Consider the following 23,998-nt stretch of genomic DNA (forward strand, 5'->3'; position numbering starts at 1 on the left):
GCTATACTGCGCCTTATTGAACACTCCTTGGCGCGATGGGGACTTCGCACCCGACTTGATCAAGCGTCGTTGACCCCCGTTGTAGGATCGTGCGCTTAGCTATAACCGGTCGCGAATCCAGCCCACTGCGACGGTAGTGATAAGTTTGACTTCGTGGCTGGAATAACGTCGCATCACCGTGACCTCTCCTACCCGACCAATACGATCACTGTTTGCCCAGCAGGGTAGTCCACTCTTGTTTAGAAACGCAAGTCCGGGACTGTTGTAAGGACTAAAATACAATAAATTTACATTACCAAGTGTCGTTAAATTGGATACAATGGGCGTCCCGTACGTCGTCACTTCTGTCGTTACCTGGAACAATTACGATGACACACGCGCCTGTCTCGATTCATTGCTCACTTTGGACTATCCGAACCACGACATTGTGCTCGTCGACAACGGGTCCACAGATGGCTCGGCAAACCGACTAGAAACCGAGTACGAGTCGGTTGAGATGATCCGAACCGGTGAGAACCTCGGCTATGCGGGCGGAATGAACGTCGGCACCCGCAAAGCCCTCGAACTTGGTGCTGAGTATGTCTGGCAACTGAACAACGACGTTGTCATCCCGGACGAATCGCTCCTGTCTGACCTTGTCGAGACAATGAAAGCGAACCCGGACATCGGGATGCTCACACCGCTAGTCACGGAGTATCCCGATACCGAAACTATCTGGTTCCAGAAAGGTACGATCGATTGGAAGACGGGGAACACTGACCACGCTGACGCGGAATCTAGCGGTTCGGACGGGCTCGTTTACAACGATTACATCCCGAACTGCAGCTTGCTCTTCCCGGCAAGCGTGTTAGATGAGGTTGGACTGCTCCCCGAAGACTATTTTCTCTACTACGATGATGTCGAACACGCGGTCCGGATACAGGACGCAGGGTACGAATTGGCGACGGATACTACGTCCAGAATTTACCACAAGGAAAGCAAGAGTTCGAAGGGGGAACTCGGACCGATGTACTCCTACTACCGGTCTCGGAACATGGTGCTCTTCAGGGAGAAGTTTCGGGAACGGATCAGTGACCTCTTTCTGCTGTATCTGTTCGGTTGGATCGTCGAGCAGGTGGGGATCCGGGTATACTACGGGGAACTCGCAGGTGTCAGAGGATTAGTCGAAGGGCTCTTTGATGGTCTCACCGGGGAGAGCGGAAAAGGACGATATCCCTGAACGCCGATAGCAATTCGATTGAAACGGACTCGTTCACGTGAGATAACTCACCCGCTTGCGGTCACTGATCGGAAAATCGAACAGTATCGGTATCATGCTACACGTTGTTCAGTTTGTTTCGTTAGTATGTGGATAGTGAGGGCTCGGACTGGTGCTGTCAAATTTGCGGAAGATTGATGTTTGGTTGAACGAACTAAATAATAATGAGGCTGACGAGACGCGATGCGCTACATGCTCTCGTCATGGGGGGCGGAATCGGGGTGGGCGCGGCCGCGTACGCCGACCGAGGGGCAACGGATAATGCAAGTGCTGAGAAAGAAACCGGGTTTTCAACTGACCAACTCCAGACGGTTGTGGCGATCGCCGAAGTCGTGTATCCGACCGAGGTAACCGGAATCCCCGAATTCGTTGAGCAATATGTGACGGGTCTCCGTTCGGAAAAGCAGGCAGACCTGCTTCCTGTCATCGACGCCTTCAGTAGTCATATCAGAGATGTTCACGATCGGCCGTTCTGGGAACTGTCGATTCCAAACCGGAACGTCGCGCTTCAGGAACTGGGTGTCGACCGAATGAGCCCGGATCCGACCGGAACGCTCCCAGAACGTGTTCGATATCATCTGATCAATCAGCTTTTGTACGGACTGTTTACCGTCCCGAAAGGGAGCGAACTCGTTGGTATCGAAAACCCGGTCGGCTACCCGGGCGGCTATCAGTCGTATCAAACCGAACCAGATGCCACAGAATAGTACAGCCGACCGACAGCCATCGAGCGACGCTGACGTCTGTGTGGTCGGTTCAGGAGTGGCCGGTGCCCTGGTCGCTTACACGCTATCGAGACGGGGACACGATGTCGTGATACTTGAAGCCGGGCAGCGGTTCGACCCGGGGAACCGTCTCGAACAGATGGAACAGAGTCTCCGCCCGCACGGCTCTCTCCTAGATATCTGGAACATGGGCGGCCCCCGCGACCAGTATGTCACGTCCGGTGGGGCGTACTATCCGTTGAATCAGACGCGCGTCAAAGCTGTCGGCGGAACGACCTTGCACTGGTTGGGTATTACCCCGCGACTGCATCAGAAAGACTTCGAAATGAACACCAGGTACGGTCTTGCGACGGATTGGCCCATCGACTATGAAGATCTCAGTCCGTACTACGCAGCGGCCGAGCAGGAGATGGGAGTCGCCGGCGCGCAGGATAACCCGTTCGCACCGCCCCGAGAGACTGACTATCCGATGGAGGCCTTTCCGGCGAGTTACTCGGACACACTGTTCGCAGACGCCTGTGATGAACTCGGGATCACGATGCACTCAACCCCACAGGCACGGAATTCGGAGGCGTACGACGGCCGGAGCCAGTGCGTCGGATTCAGTACGTGTATCCCGGTCTGTCCTTCCGGGGCAAAATACAGTGCGGATGTCCACGTCCGCAAGGCCGAGGCCGAAGGAGCACGGGTCATAGACCGGGCTCCAGTGCAACGGATCGAACACGACAGTAGTGGGGAGTCAGTCGATGCGGCCGTGTACGCGACGCCGAGCGGAGATACCTATCGTCAAGATGCGGACGCGTTCGTTCTCGCCTGTGGGGCCGTGGAAACGCCGCGTCTGTTACTGCTCTCCGAGTCCCCACAGTATCCCGACGGGTTAGCCAACAGTAGCGGAGCCGTCGGCCGGTATTTCATGGACCAACCGATTGTTTCCGTGACTGGGGAACTGGAGCAGCCGGCGAATCAGGAACCCATCGGCTACCACACGAGAGAATCACACCAGTTCTACGACCACGATGACCCGCAACCGGGCAGCATTAAGCTGGTGTTCGAGAACGTAAACCCCGAGTCCGTAGTCAGGCCCATGCTCAGCGGCGGTGATCTGATGCCGCGTGAAAACGTGTTCGACTTCGCTATGGGCGACAGTTGGGGGGACGAAGTCCTCGAGAAAATCGAATCCAACTATCCCAACAATAGCGTCCGCCTGCTCGCGAACCCGGAGCTGCTTCCCCGTCGGGAAAACAGAGTGACGCTGGACGAATCGAAGACTGACGATTTCGGGAATCCCGTTCCGGATGTCTCGTGGAATATCGGCTCGCATGCGCGCGAAACGATGGAATTCATCCGAGAGATTCAGTACGATATCTTCGACGAGCTGGGGGCGACAGTCGTTTCTGAAACCGATCTCGCTGACCCACCCCCTGCATCGCATAAAATGGGAACGACGCGGATGGGAACGGACCCGGAGGAAAGCGTCGTTACGCCACGACTCAGGACACACGACCTCGAAAACCTCTATATCGCATCGAGCAGCGTGTTCGTGACGGGCGGCGCAATGAATCCCACTCTTACTATCGCGGCATTAGCACTAAAAGCTGGAGAGCATATAGACAATGCACTGTAGGTGATTACCATGCGCTGCTCCCCGCGAAACAGGGTCTATTGTCGGTGGTATTTGCAGTGCAATCCGTTGCAGGAGGGTGAACACCGCGGGGACGATCTAGGGGGTTCGGTGGAGGGCAATAGATCCAACCGGCTGAACTGTCGCGATGATTTGTTCGGTCGCCGTTCCGTGAAACCGTCACTACTGGACCGGTTATCCTGTGAGAAGGGTATCGCCGCAACACTGACTCAGAGGAGTACACACGTGTCCGGAGTTTCATCATCCCCTCTTCGGAATACGGCTTCCAAACTAAACCTCCACCAGAAACAGGGTGAACTGCGTTTCGCTGGTATCACTTCGCATTTCGGAGTGCGTGATGGTCAATCATGAGACCGAATATTCGGGCGCTGTTGCACCGAGCGTTCTTTCCAACGGCACTGGTTGCGGGAACAGCGACCGTTCTCTTTGTCAGTTACAATTTAAGCGCTGTCGTTGGTATCCGTGGCCTCTACGCGCTCATCGGACTCTGCATCGGGTGCGTCATTTATTATGGCTACCAGTTTACGGAGCCGGCGGGTGTGAATGGACCAGCACTTCGGTGGGCGAATAAAAGCGTATACCTGATCACGCTGGCCGCTGTTGTCGTAGCGCATCAGACGGACCATCGCCTCCTCGTTCTGGTAGCGGCGCTACCAATCGGATATCTGCTGGTGGTGTACCAACTCATCGCGGGGGCCACAACGCGTGTTGTACTCCCGCAGGCGATCAGTCTGTTTTTGATCTCGCCAGTTACGAAATATCTCACACTCGGATTCTACTTCTCTGGCGGAGACACGCTCTTTCATGTCCATCATATCGAGCGCCTGCTAACCGAAGGGAGCGTAATGGCGATCAGGGGGGAATACATCGGACATGGCTTGTACAGCTATTTTCCCGGCCTACACCTGTTTATCGGCGGCCTCAGTTCGATTACAGGTCTCGACGCATATGGTGCCCTTCTGACTGGAGGGATGCTCGTTTATGGCTTGCTGGTTATTCCGTTGATGTACGTCTTCGCACGGGCGGCACTCCAGTGGTCCCGAGTGGCGCTGTATGTGGCGCTCAGTGCGACGCTTCTGTACCCCTTGTCGTACTTTTCGACGTACTTTTTCCCACAAGCGCTTGCCGTCCCGCTATTGATATTCGTCATCTACATCGGGTTCAGGGCGACGGCTTCACAAAACGGCCGACCGCTCAACTGGACAGCTACGGGGCTGTTAGTGATGGGGAGCGCCATTTTCACCCACCATCTGTCGTTTATCCTTCTGACGCCGATCATCGTCATCCTGGCGTCACTGCCGATTGCCGTTAGTGTGTTCCGAGACGGTCAGTTCAGTCGTCACAGTCTGTTTCATCCGCAGATATTCCCGCTCGTTGCCGGGTGGATCGCCGCAGTAACCTACTGGACTGTGGCTGCAGATTCATTTATTGTAAACTTCTCACTGGCGATCCGTTCGATTCTCGAGGGGTTCCTAATCGCGGGTTCGTCGTCAGAGGCAGCGGGATTCATCGCGTTCGGAACCACCGTTCCGGAACAGACAATCGAGATTGCGGTACTGAATCTCCTCTCGGTCAACAGCCTGTACCTCCTCTCGATGACGGCGGTCTATGCCGTTGGACTCGCCTTTTTACTACAGCGGTACCCGAAGTACAGACATTCGCTGAGCGTTGTAGTGCTTGCAGTCCTCGCAGCGCCGATCGTATTCAAGACACCGTTCGTGTTCCCCGGACTGTCTCGGTCACGAATGCCGTTTGCGTTCTTCTTTCCCCTGGTCTTCGGGCTTGGTCTATACCGACTGGTCCGCAGCACCGCGTCTCGCCCTGCGCTCCGGGTCGTCCCAGTCATCGTATTTGTGTTGTTAGCAGCCACAACTCCGCTGTTCGTCTGGGCTGGTGACGATTTGTATCGGATCCACGATCCACCGAACGGGCCGCCGCAAGGACAGGTCGCGTTTTCCGAGGCGGAGATGGAATCGTTCCAGGAACTCAATCAGTTCAAGCGGTCGTATGGTACTCCCATTCAAACTGCCTGGATCGATACGCTCGCGATTGAGCGCTATGGCGGCACGTCGGTGGGACGCGCTACCGTCGACAATGGGACACTGAGGGCTGAAGATGGGTATTTCCTCTACAGGGACACCTGGGCTGACCATCCAGTCGTATTCGATTTCGAGAGCGGGAAGGTACTGATGTCTGAAGAGTGGCTCCGTACGGAGTCGACGAGTAAGAATCAAGTGTACGATTCAGGACGGCTTGGGATTCTCTGGAAACGTGATGGGGTTGTCCTCGGGTCGTCGTGAACAGTGCTGTCCGATGATGCTATTCGATAAGCGGTTCGAGACTCCTAAAGCCTGAACTCAGAATCCTACTACTCACGGTCGGCGGCCGATACGTTCCACAGCAACACGATCAATAAGCCGAGCATGACACCACCGTACAGAATCTGAATCGTTTGCCCACCGTCCGTCGCTGCACTGATTTGTTTGACGAAGAGCACAGATTCGATGTCCCGTCGACGAAACACGAACCGCGGGACGAGGTCAAGCACGTCGAAGAAAACGCTGATGGCAGAACCGACGAGCAACCAGGTGATACTAAACAGGAGGACAGATCGGCTTGGAGGTGTGGGGAATCGCTCCTTCTTGGAGACGGTATGAATGGCAGACAACTCCTTTCGCAAGCGAGGGGTTCGAAAGAACGGATAACAGAGGACGATAGCGATCCCGCCGAGAAACACCACGGAGAGCAAGAGATTCACCAGCAATACGAGCGCTCGTGGATAGAATCGCCCAGTATCAGTGATCACGTACGCCCACGAGAATACGGCTGCCGAAAACAGCACAGCACCGGTTCCGATCAGCCCGTAATCCTGAAGAAACATGATAAGCTGGTTTTCTTCCACATCCTCCCGCCTGTACTTCCGCTCTGTAGTAAAGAGCGCACACCAGCCACCGATTGTCAGCAGTAATAGATCTGTAAGCGGGCTAACTCCGGTCAGGAATATATCGAGGAGAACACCAAGCCCGATTCCGATCAGCGCGATCGGCCCCAGCAACATCCCGGAAACCGCTGCGATTGTCAGCTCCGGAAAGACGAAAACGAATGGGCCCGTGACCACCAGCGGTGATACAGTAAGGAGCTCTACCCCCGCGAGCAACACCGCGGGAAGCCCTGCGGGGACTAGCAAGGATCTGAATGTGGCCGTATTCATGATGAACTGACTTGTCTACTTAGCGTTCTCTCGTTTCATACTTTAGCTGATGGTATTGTTATTCCTTGGTTGAAACAACTGCTTCGTGCTGTCTGGTCTTGGGTATGCGGGTTAGAAACTGGTTTCCCAGACGAAGTATGGCCGATTCACCAACACTAACACGTCACACGACACTACTCTGGTTATCAGGGCAGCAAGAGAGTGACGCTGTACTCGGCAGTGACCCACATTATCCCAAAGAACTGTTATTATACGGATCGATATGAAAAACGAATGAACCGTCGAACGTACTTAGCCCTCACAGCAGGAGGGGTCCCGCTGATCTCCGGTTGTCCTGGGTTTCAGCAATCGGAGTCAAATACCTCCACCGGGTCCATTCGAACTCCCGCAACCGACACACCTGCTCGACAGAATACCGCCGCTCCGCCACCGGGGGAGACCCCCTCGCAAACAGACCCAAGGCCTACGTCGACGCCTATCCAGCGGTTACCATCACCATTGGCGGTGGATAACACCAATCCGTTCGTGTATCTGAACGATATCCCGACGGACAATTTTAACGGCGAACTGGCACTGGGAATGGCAAGTGATTCAGACGGAGTACAGCTCGAAGGATACCTTCATGAGTTCCCTAACGTTCCCTGGTGGGATAGCAAAGAGAAGCAAACGAAGGCTGAAAACCGCTATGCCAACCATCACAGGATTATCCGCGAGAAGGCAGCGGAAAGTGGCTTCACAGACCTCCCTCCCGCTGAAACAGGCGTGAGCAGCCGCCACACGAAACCGCAATCGGAGGCGATAGACGAGACGGCTCCGATCGGCTCGGCTGCCACGGATCGAATAGTTGCTGCAGCCAACGCTGCTTCGCGGGAAAACCCTCTCGTGATCGCGGCAGGCGGACCGCTCTGTTCCGTCGCTGATGCGTATCTCACTGACCCTTCGATTGTCGATAAGGTAGTCGTTTTCTGTCGAATCAGACCCGCTATCGATGGGTGGAACGAGTTCCTCAGCGGCTGGAGTTTGACGATTGTGACTCGGAAGTTCCAGACGGTGTTCTGTCCCGCCTCGGGTGGACCGCTGATTAAGAAATCACGGGTGCGAAATGCGCTTCCCGAAAAACCACTCCGGGAGTACATGTTGAGCAAGGAGTACGATGGGACTGGGAAAAACCCGTTAGCTGATGGACAGAAGTGGGAGGGAGACGCTGTCTCGATACTATCTGGGGCCCATCCATCAACACGGACTGGGGCTGTAAATCTCGAGTTTGCTGGACTAAAGGAGCACTGGGCATTGGGTGAGGTATTGCCATCGTATAATGAAACCACCGAGGAGACCAACACTCGCGTTATCCCGGACCATCACCATCAACCGATGAATTCAGCGTGGTGGAACCACATGACTGCGGCGTCAACGTGGGGGCGTGACAGCGAAGCAACCGAGTGAGGACCTTTCCAGTAACAATTCACACCGTTGAGAAACTGGGACTGGATTCGCGATCCCTTTCGATTCTCTGCTTTGCAAAATGAAAAGCAGCCTCAGCCAACGAACTCTCGGAAAATATCTTTATCGTCTTCAACGACTGCAAACGTCCAGATGACTAGCGCATAGATCACTGCAATTCCGAGTGCCGTTCCGATTCGCGGGAGGAGCGGGAGAGAGAGAAGATTTATCAGGTACGCGGTGAACGCGAACACGCCCCCTATCGCGAGTGTGATGACATACTCTATCCCGACCGGTTGGATACCGACGTATTGTTTCGTCTGATAGAGTTCGGCTAGCTGAACTCCCGATATCGAGACCGCGGTCGCGACCGCTGCCCCAACACCACCGTATCGTGGTATCAAGAACAGATTGAGAATGACATTAGCGACCAGCATCGTTACCGTATCGAACAGGACGATATCTTGAAACCCGGACATCTGCAAGAGTTCTCCGGCCGGCCCGACCGCGACTAGCAATAACTGCGCGGCAAACAATATGATCAACACTGGAACTCCTTCGACGAACTGCTTATTGAATAACTGCAGGAGTTCGGCTGCGAACAACGATCCGATGACGACGATCGGAAACGTGAAGATCAGCACCCAGCGGGACACCGTCTGATACACGGTTTCGAGTCTGGTGATGTTATTACTGCTATACAGATCCGAGGCGATTGGGTTGAATATCGTGACCAACGCTGAAAAGAAAATAACCCCCTGTTGTGAGAGCACGGAAGAGGCGTTGTATATCCCAACAGTTGCAGACGAGCGAAACGCACCGAGGAGCAACCGGTCCATCTGATTGAGCGCGAGATAACTGAATCCCGAGAGAAACACCGGAAACGAGTATCTCAGCAGTTCTTTAATATCGGTTTTAATCGGGCCGCGGAACCCGATATCTTCGAATAGGCTCGGTATCAAACCGAGTCCCAGTAGCGCTGAAATGGTGACGGCGAGGGCAAATCCCGTCACCATCCCTTCGATTTCATACCCCAAGAGAAGCGCACCGGCAACTAATCCGAGTTTTAGAATCGGAAAGGCGACGTTCAGTACACTTTGCTGGATGCCGACACGCTTGAATCCAACTGCGACAGACGTTGAAGCAGTCAGCAATACGCGGAACGGTAGAGCGACAGCCAGGATTGGAAGCAATGGAACTAACGCCGGCTCCTCGAATACTCGCACTGCCAGCGGGCGCGAAAAAAGAATCATGAATGCGCCGAAAAGAATTCCGAGTAGCCCCGCAATAGCTACCGAAGCGAAGACGGTCCCTCGAACCTGTGAAGCGGAATCTTCACTCCGGTATTTCGAGACATAACGCACGACTCCATCAGGTAACCCCAGTAGCGAAATCGGTTGAGCGAACTGGACGACCGTCCACCCGAGAACGAACAATCCGTATCCGCTCGCTCCGAGGAACCGCGCGACGACAATATTAAACAGGAATCCCAAGGCCTTGTCGAACAGGTTCGCACCGAATGCAATACCGCTCCCTTTGATAATCTGTTCGTACAGTTTGTGTATCGATCCGTCTTCGTCGGTGCCAGTCATGGCTGATTTCGTCTGATCGCTCATCGCTATCAGGCGTCAATTGTTATACTGTAATAGTGGTGTCAGGAATTCGAATAGATCGACTGATCTGAAACGGGGATGGTGTTGGTTGCTCGGCCCGGACAGGTGTCGAACAGGGATCGTTCATTCTGATATCGGCGGAGATGTTTGAACTGATGTGAATTTGAGAATGATCGGAGGGCCTTCCATGGGGCTGCAGAATGTTTGGTTTCACGTCTACATTGGTCAACCCATACTAAATAAATAGTTAGTCGCGGATTATGATGTGTCAATCTGCTTGTGGTGACACACTCGAGTAGCTAGCAGGACTGACGGTCTGAGGGATTCTACCGCGAGGAATCGATGGTCCTTCCGGTAGAAGAACTTATAAAAAGAGATAGTTCAGGGAGAGAAAGAGACACTCGATCTACGGAATGTGAGCCGTGTCGACTCGGGTATCGATCCCCGGGAAGAACCGTGGCTTTGTGCCGCGCCACAACTCAACCGGTTCCCCGTCTGCCCATGACCACGGTTCAACCGCGTCAGCAGGAGACGACGTGTCGCTGTTGTCGAATACAATGCTGTTGCTGTTACGTGGCGCTTCCCATTTCACGTTGAACCATGTTCCATTCAGCGATGCGTTTGTCTCCGCGAATTTCGCACCATCGTTTTCAGACCATGGGTGTGCGGAGAGCCGGATGCCGTGGAAGTCGTCAACCGGGGCATCGAACCGGTAACATCGTTTCGTCTGAGAGGTTTCTATATGTGACAGGTGTAACTCTGAGCACCCAGCGCCACCGATCTGAACACACGCATTACTCGCGAGGTCGACCCCGTTTGTTTCACAGATTTTGTGGAATCGCGTATCGAAGATCCGGTAGGTCCCTTTCGTACGGGGCTTTGCATCGATCCCGCTTCCACCGGGGAAGAACCACACAGCGTTGACAGCCACGTCGAGATTCGGGACATCAGTGGTCAACCAGCCCGGCTTCGATCCGTCGTCTTGCCCATGCCAGAAGCCGCCGTAAATGCCGAACTGACCGTCACCAGTCACGTCGAAGGTCCACCCGGAGGTTGTCACGTTGAATCGAACGTTCCACGCAGACACGACCGAGATATCACGGCCCCCGAGCGACAGTGAGATCGTCCGTCCAACGTCATACGAATCCTGTCCCGCAATCAGAATCGTCCCGCCGTCGGACAAGTCGCTCGCAGCCGCTTCAATCTGATCCGCCAACGAGCCACTGTAGGAATCTGTTCGAACCACTGGCGTGGTAATCTGCGGACCGCCCTCCACTAAGACCGGAGAGTTTTGACACTGCTGCCACGACACATTCGAAGAGGTGTCTGGTTCCAGTCCCTTCCAGAGTGAACCGCCGTCTGCAATATCGGCGTCAACGACAGACGGACGTGTGTAATTACCGTCGTTCCAGAGCAGTGCTCCTGTGGAGCCAGTCCACACTGCGCCATAAACTGTCCCCGTGGTGTATTTATTGAAGTGGAGGCCGACAGCGTCACTCCGGGGGTTTTCGAACAGCAAGTTCGATGCAGTCAGATTCTGACCAGACGCCTGATCGAGGAATACCCCAGTCTGGAAGTCTCTGAAGGTTAGGTTTGCGAGCAACTGCTGATCGGCACTCTGACAATTGAACCGGATCGGTTCTGAGACCCCCTCAAACGTCGCATCGCGGATGGACCAGCCCTCACTGAAGTCCTGGCCATCCCGAACCAACAGGCCGTGCGTACCGCCTTTGATGACGACTGGAGCAATCAAACCTCGATAGATATCGACCGCGGACATCCATCCTGTTCCCTGGAGTGTCCACTTGCCACCGTACACCTGGATCTGATTTCGCGGGTCATTCGTCAACCCGTAGTAATTCGATCCGTCTCCTGAACGGCGGACGTTGAACGCCCAATCAGCGGTTACGTTTATCGCTGCCTCGTTCGCGAAGCAGAGCATCGGACCTAGAACCGAGCCGGTATCGATTTCGACCGTCTTGTCCCAGGAATAGGAGCCGGCCGGAACCTCTAGGACAGCCCGGCCATCGATTTCTGACTCCATTGCCGACATTGCATTCTCGACCTGGTGAGCAAGCGAGGCGCCCTCAAAGGAAGTCGCGTCATACACCGTCTGCGAGCGGTCATCAATATCGTTGATTAACGACAGATAAATGTCCGCAACTGAGAGCGTGCTCATTTTCGACAGCTGGCTTCCACCGATATTATCGGAGACAGTGTTGAGATCGTTCTTTATCGACTCGAAGTTATCGTTGAGCGGGATGTGCCAGTCAAGCGTCCCCTCTGCGGGAGTGTTGTATCCGCCGACGCCAGAGATACCGAGTTCGTTTGCAAGTGCCTGTACGTCGCTCTCGATAGCACTGAAGTTTTCATTCAACGGATTATCCCAGTCAAGCGACCCCTCCGCTGGGGTGTTGTATCCGCCCACACCCGAGACGTTGAGCTCGTTTGCGAGTTCCTGGACGTCGCTCTCAATAGCACTGAAATTCTCATTCAGTGGGACATGCCAGTCAAGGGTGCCTTCTGCAGGGGTATTGTAGTCGTATGAGTTGGACATAATTATTGTATGTTGGGTTGTGAACTGCGAGCGCGGGTTTCTGAACCGGTACAGTTGTGATTGATTCTTTCTTGCTGTTCTCTGGACGAACTGTGCCGATATCGATGACCGGTAACCTCAGTTTTCAAATGGGGTGGGGTTGAATCTGCTCTGAACATCTCGTGTGGGAGATTAGGGAGTTCCTGAAATACCGTTCCGACTAGTAAGCTACATTTACTATCGCTATTTAGCTAACTAGATCCACTCACTTGTAGGATACTTACCAGATACCGTAATGCAAATGAAATACTGATAACAATACTATCGGAAGCAGTAGATACAGTTACTAGCTGAAGTGAGAAATGCCGGATTTCAACCGTCTCAACCGGTTAAATCAGTTTGGTGCGCTCAACTGATGCGCGCGATTATGGATCTCAATAATTGTAACATTCGGACAACCATTCGCAACCAAACCCCGTGAATTCTGTTGTCTCAGTAAAAAGGAACAACGAAGGTGAGGCCAAATATATCTATATAAAAAAGGCTAGTTCTCCACATAGCTGCCTCATCGTTCTTGAGTAGCGCGTATTTATCGATATCAGTTATCGCTCGAGGTCTTCAATCTGACCTAATAATTTCCCACACTGGAACCCGAAAAAGTGTGTGAAATCGTAAAGCACTACATAGGGTAGCCAGTGTATATATCCATTCTTGACCAGATACCTCATTTCTTTAATAACGTATTGCACCCCATTTGAGACAAAATTGTCTTCGCCATTTGCGGCGATGGTTGCATACGCTCGCCCGTCCTCGAATCGCCGCTTCAGATTCTCTCTAAGATCGTAATCATGCGAATGATACACTACAGCCTCGGGTTCGTAGACAATGTTCACACCTTCATCGAGAACCCGGAGAGCGAAGTCCTTGTCTTCGGACATGTTGATGGCCTCTTGAAAACGATACCGCTCCCAGATATCTCGCTCAATCGCCGCTGATACGTCTGAAACGTACACGTTGTCGAGGAAGAACTGTCGAGTGTCTGTAGCATCGTCTGCAGTCAACGTGTTGCGCTGGTCCGGGTAGAAGTGCGAATAAAAGAATTCGTTCATCGGCTTTGCGTCCGGGTACGCGACCTGCCGGCCATACACAACCCCCGCTTGGTCGGTGATAATCGGATTGACGAGGTTTTCCAGCCAATCTTCCGTTTTAGGTGTCGCATCGTGAGTAAGATACACGAGTATATCACCGGAGGCGTTCTCTGCCCCGAAATTGCGTGTTTTACTGTGATGGAAATCTTCCGGGTCAATAGTATAAATGGCACAGCCGTGGGCCTCCGCTCGCGAAAGTGTTCCATCCGTCGATCCAGAATCGACGACAACCGTTTCTACGGGTCCGGAGTACGACTGCCTCTCAATTGCAGACAGTATCTCCCCGAACTGGCTTCCCGGATTCTTTGTTAAAATTATGATGCTAACTCTCGGCTTCATGATGGCACAAGCCCCGTACTGTTTCAACGGCAAAGCTATCTGTATCCATTTCTGTGAGACATAGAATTTTCTCTTATATAGATAGATAGTGGCTACTGGCCCGCGAAAATAGAGCTTATTAGGATCAACAGAGTTCAGCTACTCAATATGCGCTGACACAATTGTGGTAGCACGTTTCCCCCGAGAAATTACTGTGACCTCTCTGCCAGTTCTTCGAAGACAGCCGAATGGGGTTGAAACGATACACCTGTCCTATTTGATATTCTCGACGAATCCAAGCTACTGTCTGTCGGGCGGGGCGCTTCTTGGCCGAACTCCTCGGTAGAGATGGGTGAAATCAGGTCCTGATCAAACCCAAATGATGCGGCTAAATCACACGTGAATCGATATCGCGATACTCGCTCCGGTCCGGCCGCGTTGTACACGCCTGTGAGGTTTTGATCAGCAACCGCCAACGTAGCTTGTGCCAAGTCGCGTGCGTACGTAGGGGAAGAGACCTGATCGTCAACGACCGATATCTCATTGCCCGCTCGGAGTTCGCTGATAGCCCAAGTGACGAAGTTACTGCTGGCAAGGCCATATATTACGCTTGGCCGCAGTACCGTTGCTTCCGCAGCGATTTCTGCTGCCTGTTCACCAGCATACTTCGTCCGTGCGTAGTAGTTGATGGGTGATACGGAATCTGTCTCACTAAACGGTGCATCGCTTGGGGCTCCAGAATACACGTAATCCGTTGAGAGATATATCAGCTGTGCGCCGACAGTGTCAGCGGCAACAGCCACGTGTTTTGTCCCCTGCGCGTTGACCGTCCACGCGCGTTCCCGCTCGGATTCACAGTCATCAACGGCGTGAAACGCAGCCGTATCTATGACTACGTCCGGTTCGATTTCGCGGAAAAGCTTTCGTACCGCTGCAGGGTCTGTCTTATCTAGCTCCCGGTTAGCTCCCGCACCAGCCGATGTTCTATACGTTCCAGTCGCGGAAAAGCCACGCTCTTTACAGCACTGCAAGAGGTTCTGTCCAACGAGTCCACTTCCGCCGATAACGATGATATTCATGAGAACGAGGTTAATTTAATTGAGCACATCTGATCGCTTGTCATGCTGCCGGCAAGCAGCCCCTCCAACAGGACTGTGACGAGCAGATCGCCTATTCGCCTCTGAACATCTGCTTTTTAAATCACACGGGCGATTACTACCGTCTGCCTGCTGTGGCAATCGATAATGGCTCCTAGCGTTGGCCCGATTCATTTTATCGATATACCCATACCCAGATATTAAATTCCCAGGTCTGTCAAGGGAGAGCAGGGTCTAAACTATCTACTTTCCATCGATAAATTTCGAAACTTCCATCGGCTCCGATTACTCTCAGATTCTCCGATAATTCGGCCTCGGAGTTACGACGTGTCAGCTATGACTGCCAATGTGCGTCTGGAATAGGACGCTGTTAAAATGGTGCTGACTGGGCGGTCTTTGAAGGTACCTTACCAATAACCATGTATCTGTGTGACCTGTTAGTGGCTATGGAAGCGGGTCATCGTCCGAATATCATATGGATAGTTATCGATGCACTTCGGGCAGACCACACCCCGATGGGTGGATACGAACGAAACACAACACCGAACATCCAGGCGATTGCTGGCGAGACTCAGGGAATCTCCGTCTCAAACTGTTTTTCTCACGCCATCGCGACAAGACCCTCCGTCTCATCAATGCTGACAGGCGTCTACCCATCCGCCCATGGTGTGAATATGATCGAAAACGCGATTCCGGATGAGTTGCAAACGGTTCCTGAACTCCTGAGCGAAGCGGGGTACCAGTCTGTCGCAATCTCACGAAATTCACATGTTAGCCGAGCGACAGGCCTCCATCGCGGGTTCGACCAGTTCGACTGGTTCGGCAGCGTCAGTTCACTGCTGGAGACGGTCGATATCGATATTCTCTTCAAATACCTTCTCGGGATTAGAAACCATTCTGTTGGCTTCTCAACGGACCTCGTCGACCACTCGATTGCCTACATTGTCAATGAACTGGCCAAGCGAAACATTCAACGAATGAGTCGTGATTCGAATCCGTATTTTATGTTCCTTCATTATCTTGGCCCGCATGATCCGTATCTCCCTCCCATTCCGTATCAGGAACGGTACTTAGCCGATATTGGCGTTGATAGGAAGAAAGCGCTTCAGGTCGTCAATCAGGTAAAGGAACATAACTGGGAGTACAATACTGAGAAACTGGAATTAACCGAAGAGGAATCAGATATTCTGACAGCTATGTACGACGCCGAGGTCGCTTATACAGACGCTTGTGTCGGGGAACTGTTCGACTTTGTCACCGCACAAGACTCACCCAACGAGACTCTCTTTATCATTACAGCTGACCACGGGGAACTTCTCGGCGAGCGTAACGTTATCGGCCACGAATTTCACCTCGATGATTCGCTCCTCAATGTGCCGCTAGTGATCCATGGCCCCGGAACAGAGCGCCTGCAGTCGGACGCCCTTGTTCAACACATTGACCTCGTAAAAACTCTCGTCAAAGAAATCTCTGGGGGGGTCCAACAATTACAAGGGGTTGACTTGTTATCCGATGAGCGAGACTGGGTCGTCTCGGAGCGGTGTCAACCGCTGGATTTCGATGATTTGACCGACATCAACCCGGATTTCGATCCGTCGAGCGTACATGGAGACAACATGCGGGCGTTTCGAACTCGTGAGTTCAAACTAATTCACAGCGACACGGGAACCGAACTCTACAAACTCCCAGATGAGAACACCGATATCTCAGAGGCGCGACCTGAGATCACCACACAGTTGCGGGACGAACTAGAACAGTGGCAGGAAACATTCGGGCAACCGATCGGGACTGCACGCGAGGCCAATTTCAGTGCCGATATGAAACAGCAGTTGACGGATCTGGGGTACCTGGTAGACTAATTGTACTTATTATGGCTGCTCGACACGCACTCACTATGACAGCCATCTCCTGCCTGCACCACGGTACGATTGCCAGCAGTATGTCTCCGGCGGGCACCGTTACCAAACAGCTAGTCGGGAGTGATCCGACGGCAGGATATCTTGAAACGATGGCGGCTGAAAGAGCGAATAGCCCGCTGCGGAGACGGGTATAGAATGCCAACAGACGTTGCTATTATTCGGGGTCCGTATTTCCGACCAAATAGCACGCTTCTTTGGGAGTACGTCCATAACGCGTACTCGGACATAGAAATCACCGGCTTCGAGAGTGACCCGACATGGTTCGATACATCTGACCTCAATCTCCCAATCGAATCACTCCACTGGTGGGACGGAAAACTCGATGCGTTAGGTCAGGAAAATCTCGTATATCACGCTCTGGAAAAGTACAAACTTCCCAGTATCGCACTGACGGGCTTACGACAGGTCGTAGACGAACATGATGCAGTCCATGTCACAGAAAATTACCGGATCTATTCGTATTGCGTTGCATTGCTGTGTGCTCGAACGGATACGACTCTCTTCGTCGATGCTCACGAAAACATTCCACACAGGCCTGCAAACCCCCTGACGTGGATTGTCAAAAAAACCGTGAACCGCCACGCTGATGCGTTTACATCTCCGACGCTGGCGTCTAAACGAGCATTAATACACGAAGGTGTCGATCCGGACTCGGTAGAGATCCTCCCAAACGTGGTCAACCTCGACCGCTTTCAGCCAGGTCCGAAAGACGCGGATGCAGCGTCCCTTCCTGCCGAAATAGAATCGACGTTCAATATCTTGTTCGTCCACGGGCTAAACGAACGCAAGGGCATTCCGTTTCTGCTAGAGGCATTTGAAACAATGCAGGAAGATTGTGATGATATCTCTCTGATACTTCTCGGAGAGAATTCGTTCGAAAGATCATATTATAACGACCACGTCCGTGACAACCCAGCGGTCTACCATCTCGAATATATCGAAGAAATCCAAGCTGCGTATAATCTGGGCGACGTTTTCGTTCTCCCGAGCGTTGCGGCAGAACGGTGGACCGAACAGTTTGGTCGGGTCCTCGTCGAGGCAATGGCGTGTGGGCTCCCGACAGTCGTCACAGATGTCGGCGGTCCCCCGTTCGTCGTCGAAGACGGTGAGACGAGTCTCGTTGTCGAGCCCCGGTCCTCACAGGCCCTCGCCAGTGCCCTAACTCGCCTGTATGAGGACGAGCAGTTAACGCAGAAACTGGGCGACAATGCATACGACTACGTCCGTAATAATTACACCCCAGAGACCGTCGGCGATGACCTATACGAGTTCTATCGGTTACATCTCGACGGATGACGGCTGTAGCTCCGTTGTAGACAGTGATTTCGCAAGTCGCTTACGTAGGCTTACAACAGTTAGGCTGCTTTCCCGAGCTAGATTGACACGTTGAACCGGCCCGTGAGGACGCTGCGTGCCTTCTCCATTTCATGCTCCCAGTTATATTGGCTCTCGATAGCCGACCGACCGTTTTCTGCCCAGGTCGAATATTCAGTGGACTGCTGCATTTCCCTGATAACTGTTCCAGTCACACTCCCTGTAGCATGGTAGGGGAGGACTTTCCCACAGTTTATTTCGTTGACAATCCGGGCTGTCGGACGAGTCGGTGTTGTCAAAACTGGGAGTTGCACACTCATGTAATCGAAGAGTTTGTTCGGAATAGTCTGGTTCGTGTACGAGCTAACCTCGTGAGGGATGATACCGACATCACCCGACTGGAGAAACGAGGTAACCGTATCCGGCGGGATCCACCCCAGAAAGTCCACATGCTCGGTAATTCCCAGCGTTTCGACGCGTTGTTCGAGTCGTTCCTTGTCCGGCCCATCCCCGGCAATGGCCAAATGAACCGGCTTTGGGTCCGGGTTCCTGTTCGCATGCCAGATCCCATCAATGAGCAAGTCCAAGCCGCGAAACTTGTTAATCGAACCTACGTAGACGAGTGTGAAGCCGGGCCACTCCGCGTTGTCGTACTCGCCTCCTTTTCGGGTAAATGCAGATATTTCTCGCAGAAGTGGGACGTTTCCGACGACGTGAACCGCTGACTCGGCTTTCCCGGCAGCTACCAGATTTTCTTTCCGTTCTTCAGCGACAACCCAGACCAGGTCAGCCAACTGCACGGTGAGGTGTTCGATGGCCCCAACTAATGTCCTGTTGAGTACCACATAGTCCATGACGTGTTCGATTGGTTTTACGCGGGCTAGTTCCGCGAAATTCTCTCGCAGATCTAACACTGTCGGGATTCCAGATAGTTTTGCAGCGACGATTGCAGGAAGACCCGCACGGATATCACACGGAATCACGATTTCTGGTTCAGTATCCCGGAACTGAATCACCAGCCAGAGGATCCAGAACGGATTTACCGGTACTTTTGCCGTAACGAGCCCGAATAGCGGTGTTGAAAGCAGCCACGAGAACCGCCTGACGTGGGCGTAGTCGATATCTTCCTTACGGGGTGGATACGAACTTTTGACCTGTCCAAGGTCCGGATCCTCTAGTGAATTCCGACCCAATATGGCGACGTTCGATCCGGATTCGTCCAATGATTTCGCTATCTTCCGCGTGCGAACGTCTCTGTCCAACGGGTAATTCCCTTGAACGACGATAGCAATATCGGTGGAAATGCCATCGTCGTTACTCTTCATCGTCACCACTGTCGTCCTCTGTATTTGCCAGTACTGTCACTAGAGATACATTCGAGCAGACATAGTATAAAATTCACTGGTGGAGCTATCGTAGTTGCTACGCACAGCACTCTCGTCACTGAACCCATTTCACTTCTGTTGTGGCGGCCCCGATTACAGGCAGCGTTTAGCTCTTTTCGATCAGTACGTCTTCTACGACGATGATATCTAACCCCATCCCGTAGAAGTCTTTAATCGCCTCAACTGGCTGATTTACGATCGGCTCCCCGTTATCGTTGAACGACGTATTGAGGACTACCGGGACGCCGGTAATATCTTCAAACGCACTAATCAAATCGTAGTAACGCGGGTTCTGATCCTCGCGAACCGTCTGTGGCCGTGTGGTCTCGTCAGCCGGATGGAGGACGGCGGGGATCTCTGCTTTCTTTTCCTCGACAACATCGAACGTCTTGATCATGAATGGGGCTTCTTCAAAATTAACCAGATACTCATCACCGGCGTGTTCAAGCATCGACGGGGCAAACGGTCGCCATCCCTCGCGATGTTTCACAAATTCGTTTACGCGGTCGAGCGAGGCCTCCGATCGCGGATCAGCCAGTATACTGCGATTCCCCAGTGCCCGAGGCCCCATTTCGAGCCGTCCCTGAAACCATCCGACGAGTTTGCCATCAGCGATATGTTCTGCGACTGTTCGACACAAGTCGTCTGGCTTGGCATAGCTGAGCTTGTTCGTTTTTAGCGTCGATTCGATCGATTCCGTGGTGTACTCGGGCCCCCAATACACGGTCGACATATCTTCGGTGGCAGTGATGCCTGCATCCAAGAATCCGGCTCCAACTGCAGTACCGGCATCGTTAGAAACCGGTTGGACGAATGTTCTCTCGATGCCAGGGAGTTCCATAACTTCTTTATTTACTTTACAATTGAGTGCGACACCGCCTGCTAGCCCCACTTTATCCACACCCAGACGGTCACTGTAGTGGGTGACTATCTCGGTGACTGTTTCCTCGACCAACTTTTGGGTGACGTGTGCAAGGTCACGCTCCCACTGCGAAAACTCGTCCGTGGTCTGTTTTCTGGGGCGATCAAAGATCTCCTCTAACTTCCTAGTTGCGTATTCAAAATTCCCCTTCGAGAGCGCACTGACATCGTAATCTAACCCGATACTGATCTCCTCTCTGAGGGCTTGTTCGATCTCGTCGTTTCGGTCTCCATACGGGGCGAGCCCCATTATTTTTCCTTCGCCGTTGTTCGGATAGTAACCCAGGAATTTTGTCACTGCACCGAAGAAGAACCCCAGGCTATTGGGATACTCATACGTTCGCACCCGTTCGAGCCCTTCGGAATTTCCCTTCCAGACGACTGTGCAGTCGTACTCGCCTCTTCCATCCAGGGTGACGATTAGTGCCTCGTTGAAGCCGGACGGGTGGAACGCGCTCGCCGCGTGACACTTGTGATGTTCTACGGTTTCGATAGGAGGGGTGTACTCGCTGAACTCAGATAGGTGGTTTCGAACGGACTGCTTAGAGTATACTACCGGGCCAACATCGCGTTTTACCGTCGCTTCAAGTTGCGTAATCGCCTCAGTAACACCCTCTGTTTCTGTGACGGTCTGGCTGATATCATACCTAAGCATCCTGTAAAACAGACTTGGTTTCCATGGGATCAATACCTTCTTCAGGTTCGATAAACTGATATCGGCGTATTCGAGGCAAGCCTCGATAGCGTTCGTCGGAAACGTGTTTTTCGCGTGTTTTTCTCTAGTGAACCGCTCTTCTTCAACGCCGAACGCTAATTGTCCATTCTCGAAAAGTACCGCACTTGGGTCGTGCGAACCGAGATTCCCGACACAAGGATTTATTGAAAGGACGTATTCGCTCATGTGAGATGTCCTGTTCGGCCAGTGTTATAATAAGATCTAGAGTACTATCAAGTAAGTGTGGTATAATACGAAATCATTTGGAGAGACGTAACCGTGGCTTCAGTCTCTCTTTGCCTATATCAGATTAGCTCGTCAGTCCACGTGTCCGGCGTCTGGTCGTTCACAATCTCAACGTCAATATGATACGAGAAATCTCTGGGACCCTCGTGCTTGATCCACTCGACCATCTCTTGCAAGCCATCGCGGAGGGTATACTGTGCCTCGTAGTCTAGAAGCTCCCTGGCCTTGTCTGCCGAACAGTTGGCAAGCTTGACTTCCTGCGGGCGATCTGGTTTGTATATCGGATCTAATTCGAAGTCGATAATATCTGCGATGGTTTCCGCGAGTGTGTTGATAGTAATGAACTCGTCGTCCGGGCCGATGTTAATCACTTCGCCAGTGACGTTGTCGTTCGTTGCGACCTTCCGCAGTGGTCGAATATCGTCCTGAATAAACGTAAAGCACCGTTTCTGTTCCCCGTCGCCGTAAATTATCGGCTGTTTGCCCTGAAGCATACGATTGATAAAAATCGCTGCGACGTTGCGGAAGGGGTCGTCGAATTTTTGCCGCGGACCGATAATGTTGTGCGGGACGGCTATGACGTACTCAAAACCATGGACATCAGCCATGAGCTCGACCATATCCTCGGCTGCAACCTTGCTGATTGCGTACGGGTCCTGCGGACGGGGCTCCATATCCTCGGTAAACGGTGTTTCGTTCTCACCGTATCGTGACATACTGGAGCAGTAGACGAATCGGTCAACACCGACGTCAGCGGCAGCCGACAATGTCGCAGACGTTGCTTGATAAATACTCTTGTTAATGCGGGCAGGCGAAAAAACGCTTAATCCTTCGTACGCCAGGGCGGCAGTGTGATAGACGATATCAGCGTCGGCCATCGCTGCCTTCATCTCTGTCACATCATTGCAATCGATCTCGTAAAACTCGGCTTCCTGAGGGACGTTGTTTTCGTATCCACCAACGAAATTATCGTTTCCCGCGACCTCATACCCCTCTTCGATGAACGTGTCAGCTAGATGGCTTCCAAGGAAACCAGCGATTCCAGTTATGAACACCGTTTCCGTCATTAGTACTGTCGTGTAGGATTAGTAATCGATTAAGTATACGCTGGTTTCTAAGGTTCCGATTCGATTTGAACCAAATTAATGTCAATAGGTATATCGTAATACGCTGGGCATCTGGTGATTTGGTTTTTCTGAGAATGTATATTTTATCGACATTTCCAGTCATATGTAGTGTATGGCATTCTATTTCACTGGCTCCATGTAATCGACCGCTCAGGTACCGGTCCGAAAGCAGGCTACGGCTTTAGATGGTGAATTGGAGGCCACAGCTCTCACTACCGTTGGCGGCTCCTCGTTCGGTCAGAAAGCCTGTGGCCAATACGTACTCGCTCAGTGGCAACCAGATCCGAACTTCTCAGAGGAACGCACGGAACTTATGAGCGAGCTCTTCTACCCCTTGATCTAATGTATGACCCGTTTCGAACCCGCGTGAACGGATCTTTTCATCGCTCACGATGTAGGACAGTTGATTTAATTGCTCAGCCTCGGTGTAGCCGATTTCGACATCTGGAAAGTGCTTCGTAATCGCGTCAACTACGTCCTGAAGGCGGCCGTTTTCCCCAACGACATTGTATGCCTCTCCGTCACCGAGTTCATCTGCAGCGAATAGCATCGATCGGACAGAGTCTCGGACGTGCAAATACGGTCGCTTCTGATTTTCAGCACCTTCATATACAGTCAAGGGTTGACCGGTCGCTGCGAGCAAGGCGAACTTGTCGACCACGGTATCGAAACGCATTCCCGGGCTCCACCCATAAACTGTTCCCAGTCGAAGTCCGGTAAGCCCCATCTCCCCGTCATATTCTTCAAACATGTCCGATTCTGCCTGGAGTTTCGCCTCTGCATACGGGGACTCAGGATTGCATTCGGAGTCTTCGGTGATCTTCTGATCGGTTCGTCCGTAGACAGAACAGGTAACGGCGTTCACGAACTCGTCAACGCCTGACATCTGGGCGTCACGAAACAGGTCTACAGCGGCTTCGTGATTGACTTCCCATGTTTTTTCGGGGATGTCGAAGGTCTCAGGAGCGTTGGTAATCGCCGCGAGGTGGAACACGGTATCAACGCCTTCAAGCGCTGCTTCCCTCACTGACGGGTCTCTGATGTCGCCTTCGACGAAATCGTAATCGGCGTACGCCGGGAGATCCCATAGCGAGTGGAATCTCGGCTGCCGAAAGTTGTCCAAAATACGGATCTCCGATCCGGAGAATTTTGGGTGGTTTGGGAGTTCGCGTATAAGACTCGAACCCAGGTATCCCAGGCCACCAGTGACTAGCACTGTCATCGGTATTGGCTCACACTACTCCGTGGAATAGATGTCTCGGTTATTAAGAATATATGCCCTATCGTCGCTCGAAAGGTCGGAATACTTGAGAACATTGTCACAGTTCAGACCTGGGCACTTCAGCTCACGACGCTGTTCAAGCACGTTACCTGCTGTGATGG

At 52.7% G+C, this 23,998-nt stretch carries 16 protein-coding genes; 7 read left to right on the plus strand and 9 right to left on the minus strand.

Going from position 1 to position 23,998, the window contains the following annotated elements:
- Positions 1-319 precede the first annotated feature (319 nt).
- The 4 genes from ACOZ4H_RS09695 (at position 320) to ACOZ4H_RS09710 (ending at position 5,925) form a co-directional block, all read left to right on the plus strand.
- Positions 320-1,219: a glycosyltransferase family 2 protein gene (locus ACOZ4H_RS09695; protein ID WP_424329081.1), complete on the plus strand. Its 900-nt coding sequence runs from the start codon at positions 320-322 to the stop codon at positions 1,217-1,219.
- Positions 1,220-1,422: 203 nt separating this feature from the next.
- Positions 1,423-1,965, plus strand: coding sequence for a gluconate 2-dehydrogenase subunit 3 family protein (locus ACOZ4H_RS09700; RefSeq protein WP_424329082.1), 543 nt, complete (start codon positions 1,423-1,425; stop codon positions 1,963-1,965).
- Complete coding sequence (locus ACOZ4H_RS09705; protein WP_424329083.1) at positions 1,952-3,607, plus strand: GMC family oxidoreductase; 1,656 nt, start codon at positions 1,952-1,954, stop codon at positions 3,605-3,607. Before ACOZ4H_RS09700 ends, ACOZ4H_RS09705 begins: the two co-directional genes overlap by 14 nt.
- Before the next feature lie 365 nt (positions 3,608-3,972).
- A complete protein-coding gene (locus tag ACOZ4H_RS09710; protein ID WP_424329084.1) occupies positions 3,973-5,925 on the plus strand; it encodes a hypothetical protein in 1,953 nt (650 codons plus the stop codon).
- 68 nt (positions 5,926-5,993) lie between these two features.
- Here ACOZ4H_RS09710 and ACOZ4H_RS09715 read toward each other — a convergent pair whose 3' ends face one another.
- The gene (locus ACOZ4H_RS09715) at positions 5,994-6,836 is read right to left on the minus strand and encodes a hypothetical protein (RefSeq protein ID WP_424329085.1); all 843 of its coding nucleotides are present in this window, start codon (positions 6,834-6,836) and stop codon (positions 5,994-5,996) included.
- A 504-nt stretch (positions 6,837-7,340) separates the two neighbouring features.
- On the opposite strand from ACOZ4H_RS09715, the gene ACOZ4H_RS09720 reads away from it, so the two are divergent.
- On the plus strand, positions 7,341-8,279 hold the full coding sequence (locus tag ACOZ4H_RS09720; protein ID WP_424329086.1) for a hypothetical protein: 939 nt from the start codon (positions 7,341-7,343) through the stop codon (positions 8,277-8,279).
- A 92-nt stretch (positions 8,280-8,371) separates the two neighbouring features.
- On the opposite strand, the gene ACOZ4H_RS09725 is transcribed toward ACOZ4H_RS09720, so the two are convergent.
- The 4 genes from ACOZ4H_RS09725 to rfbD all read right to left on the minus strand — a co-directional run bounded on the left by ACOZ4H_RS09725 (position 8,372) and on the right by rfbD (position 14,970).
- Entirely contained in the window at positions 8,372-9,892 is a 1,521-nt protein-coding gene (locus ACOZ4H_RS09725; RefSeq protein WP_424329088.1) for an oligosaccharide flippase family protein, read from the minus strand.
- Between the two features lie 403 nt (positions 9,893-10,295).
- A complete protein-coding gene (locus ACOZ4H_RS09730; RefSeq protein ID WP_424329089.1) occupies positions 10,296-12,446 on the minus strand; it encodes a hypothetical protein in 2,151 nt (716 codons plus the stop codon).
- 581 nt (positions 12,447-13,027) lie between these two features.
- Positions 13,028-13,912: a glycosyltransferase family 2 protein gene (locus ACOZ4H_RS09735; protein WP_424329090.1), complete on the minus strand. Its 885-nt coding sequence runs from the start codon at positions 13,910-13,912 to the stop codon at positions 13,028-13,030.
- 188 nt (positions 13,913-14,100) lie between these two features.
- Entirely contained in the window at positions 14,101-14,970 is an 870-nt protein-coding gene (gene rfbD / locus ACOZ4H_RS09740; protein WP_424329091.1) for a dTDP-4-dehydrorhamnose reductase, read from the minus strand.
- Between the two features lie 464 nt (positions 14,971-15,434).
- On the opposite strand from rfbD, the gene ACOZ4H_RS09745 reads away from it, so the two are divergent.
- Together ACOZ4H_RS09745 and ACOZ4H_RS09750 are read left to right on the plus strand one after the other, a co-directional pair.
- Positions 15,435-16,847 (plus strand): sulfatase, encoded by a 1,413-nt coding sequence (locus ACOZ4H_RS09745; RefSeq protein WP_424329092.1) that lies wholly within the window; start codon positions 15,435-15,437, stop codon positions 16,845-16,847.
- Between the two features lie 195 nt (positions 16,848-17,042).
- On the plus strand, positions 17,043-18,203 hold the full coding sequence (locus ACOZ4H_RS09750; RefSeq protein WP_424329093.1) for a glycosyltransferase family 4 protein: 1,161 nt from the start codon (positions 17,043-17,045) through the stop codon (positions 18,201-18,203).
- 77 nt (positions 18,204-18,280) lie between these two features.
- On the opposite strand, the gene ACOZ4H_RS09755 is transcribed toward ACOZ4H_RS09750, so the two are convergent.
- The 4 genes from ACOZ4H_RS09755 to ACOZ4H_RS09770 all read right to left on the minus strand — a co-directional run bounded on the left by ACOZ4H_RS09755 (position 18,281) and on the right by ACOZ4H_RS09770 (position 23,837).
- Positions 18,281-19,546 carry a glycosyltransferase family 4 protein gene (locus tag ACOZ4H_RS09755; RefSeq protein ID WP_424329094.1) on the minus strand — a complete coding sequence of 422 codons (1,266 nt, stop codon included), beginning with the start codon at positions 19,544-19,546 and terminating at the stop codon, positions 18,281-18,283.
- 166 nt (positions 19,547-19,712) lie between these two features.
- Positions 19,713-21,428, minus strand: coding sequence for a carbamoyltransferase family protein (locus tag ACOZ4H_RS09760; RefSeq protein ID WP_424329095.1), 1,716 nt, complete (start codon positions 21,426-21,428; stop codon positions 19,713-19,715).
- Between the two features lie 119 nt (positions 21,429-21,547).
- Positions 21,548-22,555 carry an NAD-dependent epimerase/dehydratase family protein gene (locus ACOZ4H_RS09765; protein WP_424329096.1) on the minus strand — a complete coding sequence of 336 codons (1,008 nt, stop codon included), beginning with the start codon at positions 22,553-22,555 and terminating at the stop codon, positions 21,548-21,550.
- Positions 22,556-22,907: 352 nt separating this feature from the next.
- Complete coding sequence (locus ACOZ4H_RS09770) at positions 22,908-23,837, minus strand: NAD-dependent epimerase/dehydratase family protein (protein WP_424329097.1); 930 nt, start codon at positions 23,835-23,837, stop codon at positions 22,908-22,910.
- Between the last annotated feature and the right edge of the window lie 161 nt (positions 23,838-23,998).

It is taken from the genome of Haloarcula amylolytica (genome assembly GCF_049705545.1).
Taxonomy (GTDB): domain Archaea; phylum Halobacteriota; class Halobacteria; order Halobacteriales; family Haloarculaceae; genus Haloarcula; species Haloarcula amylolytica_B.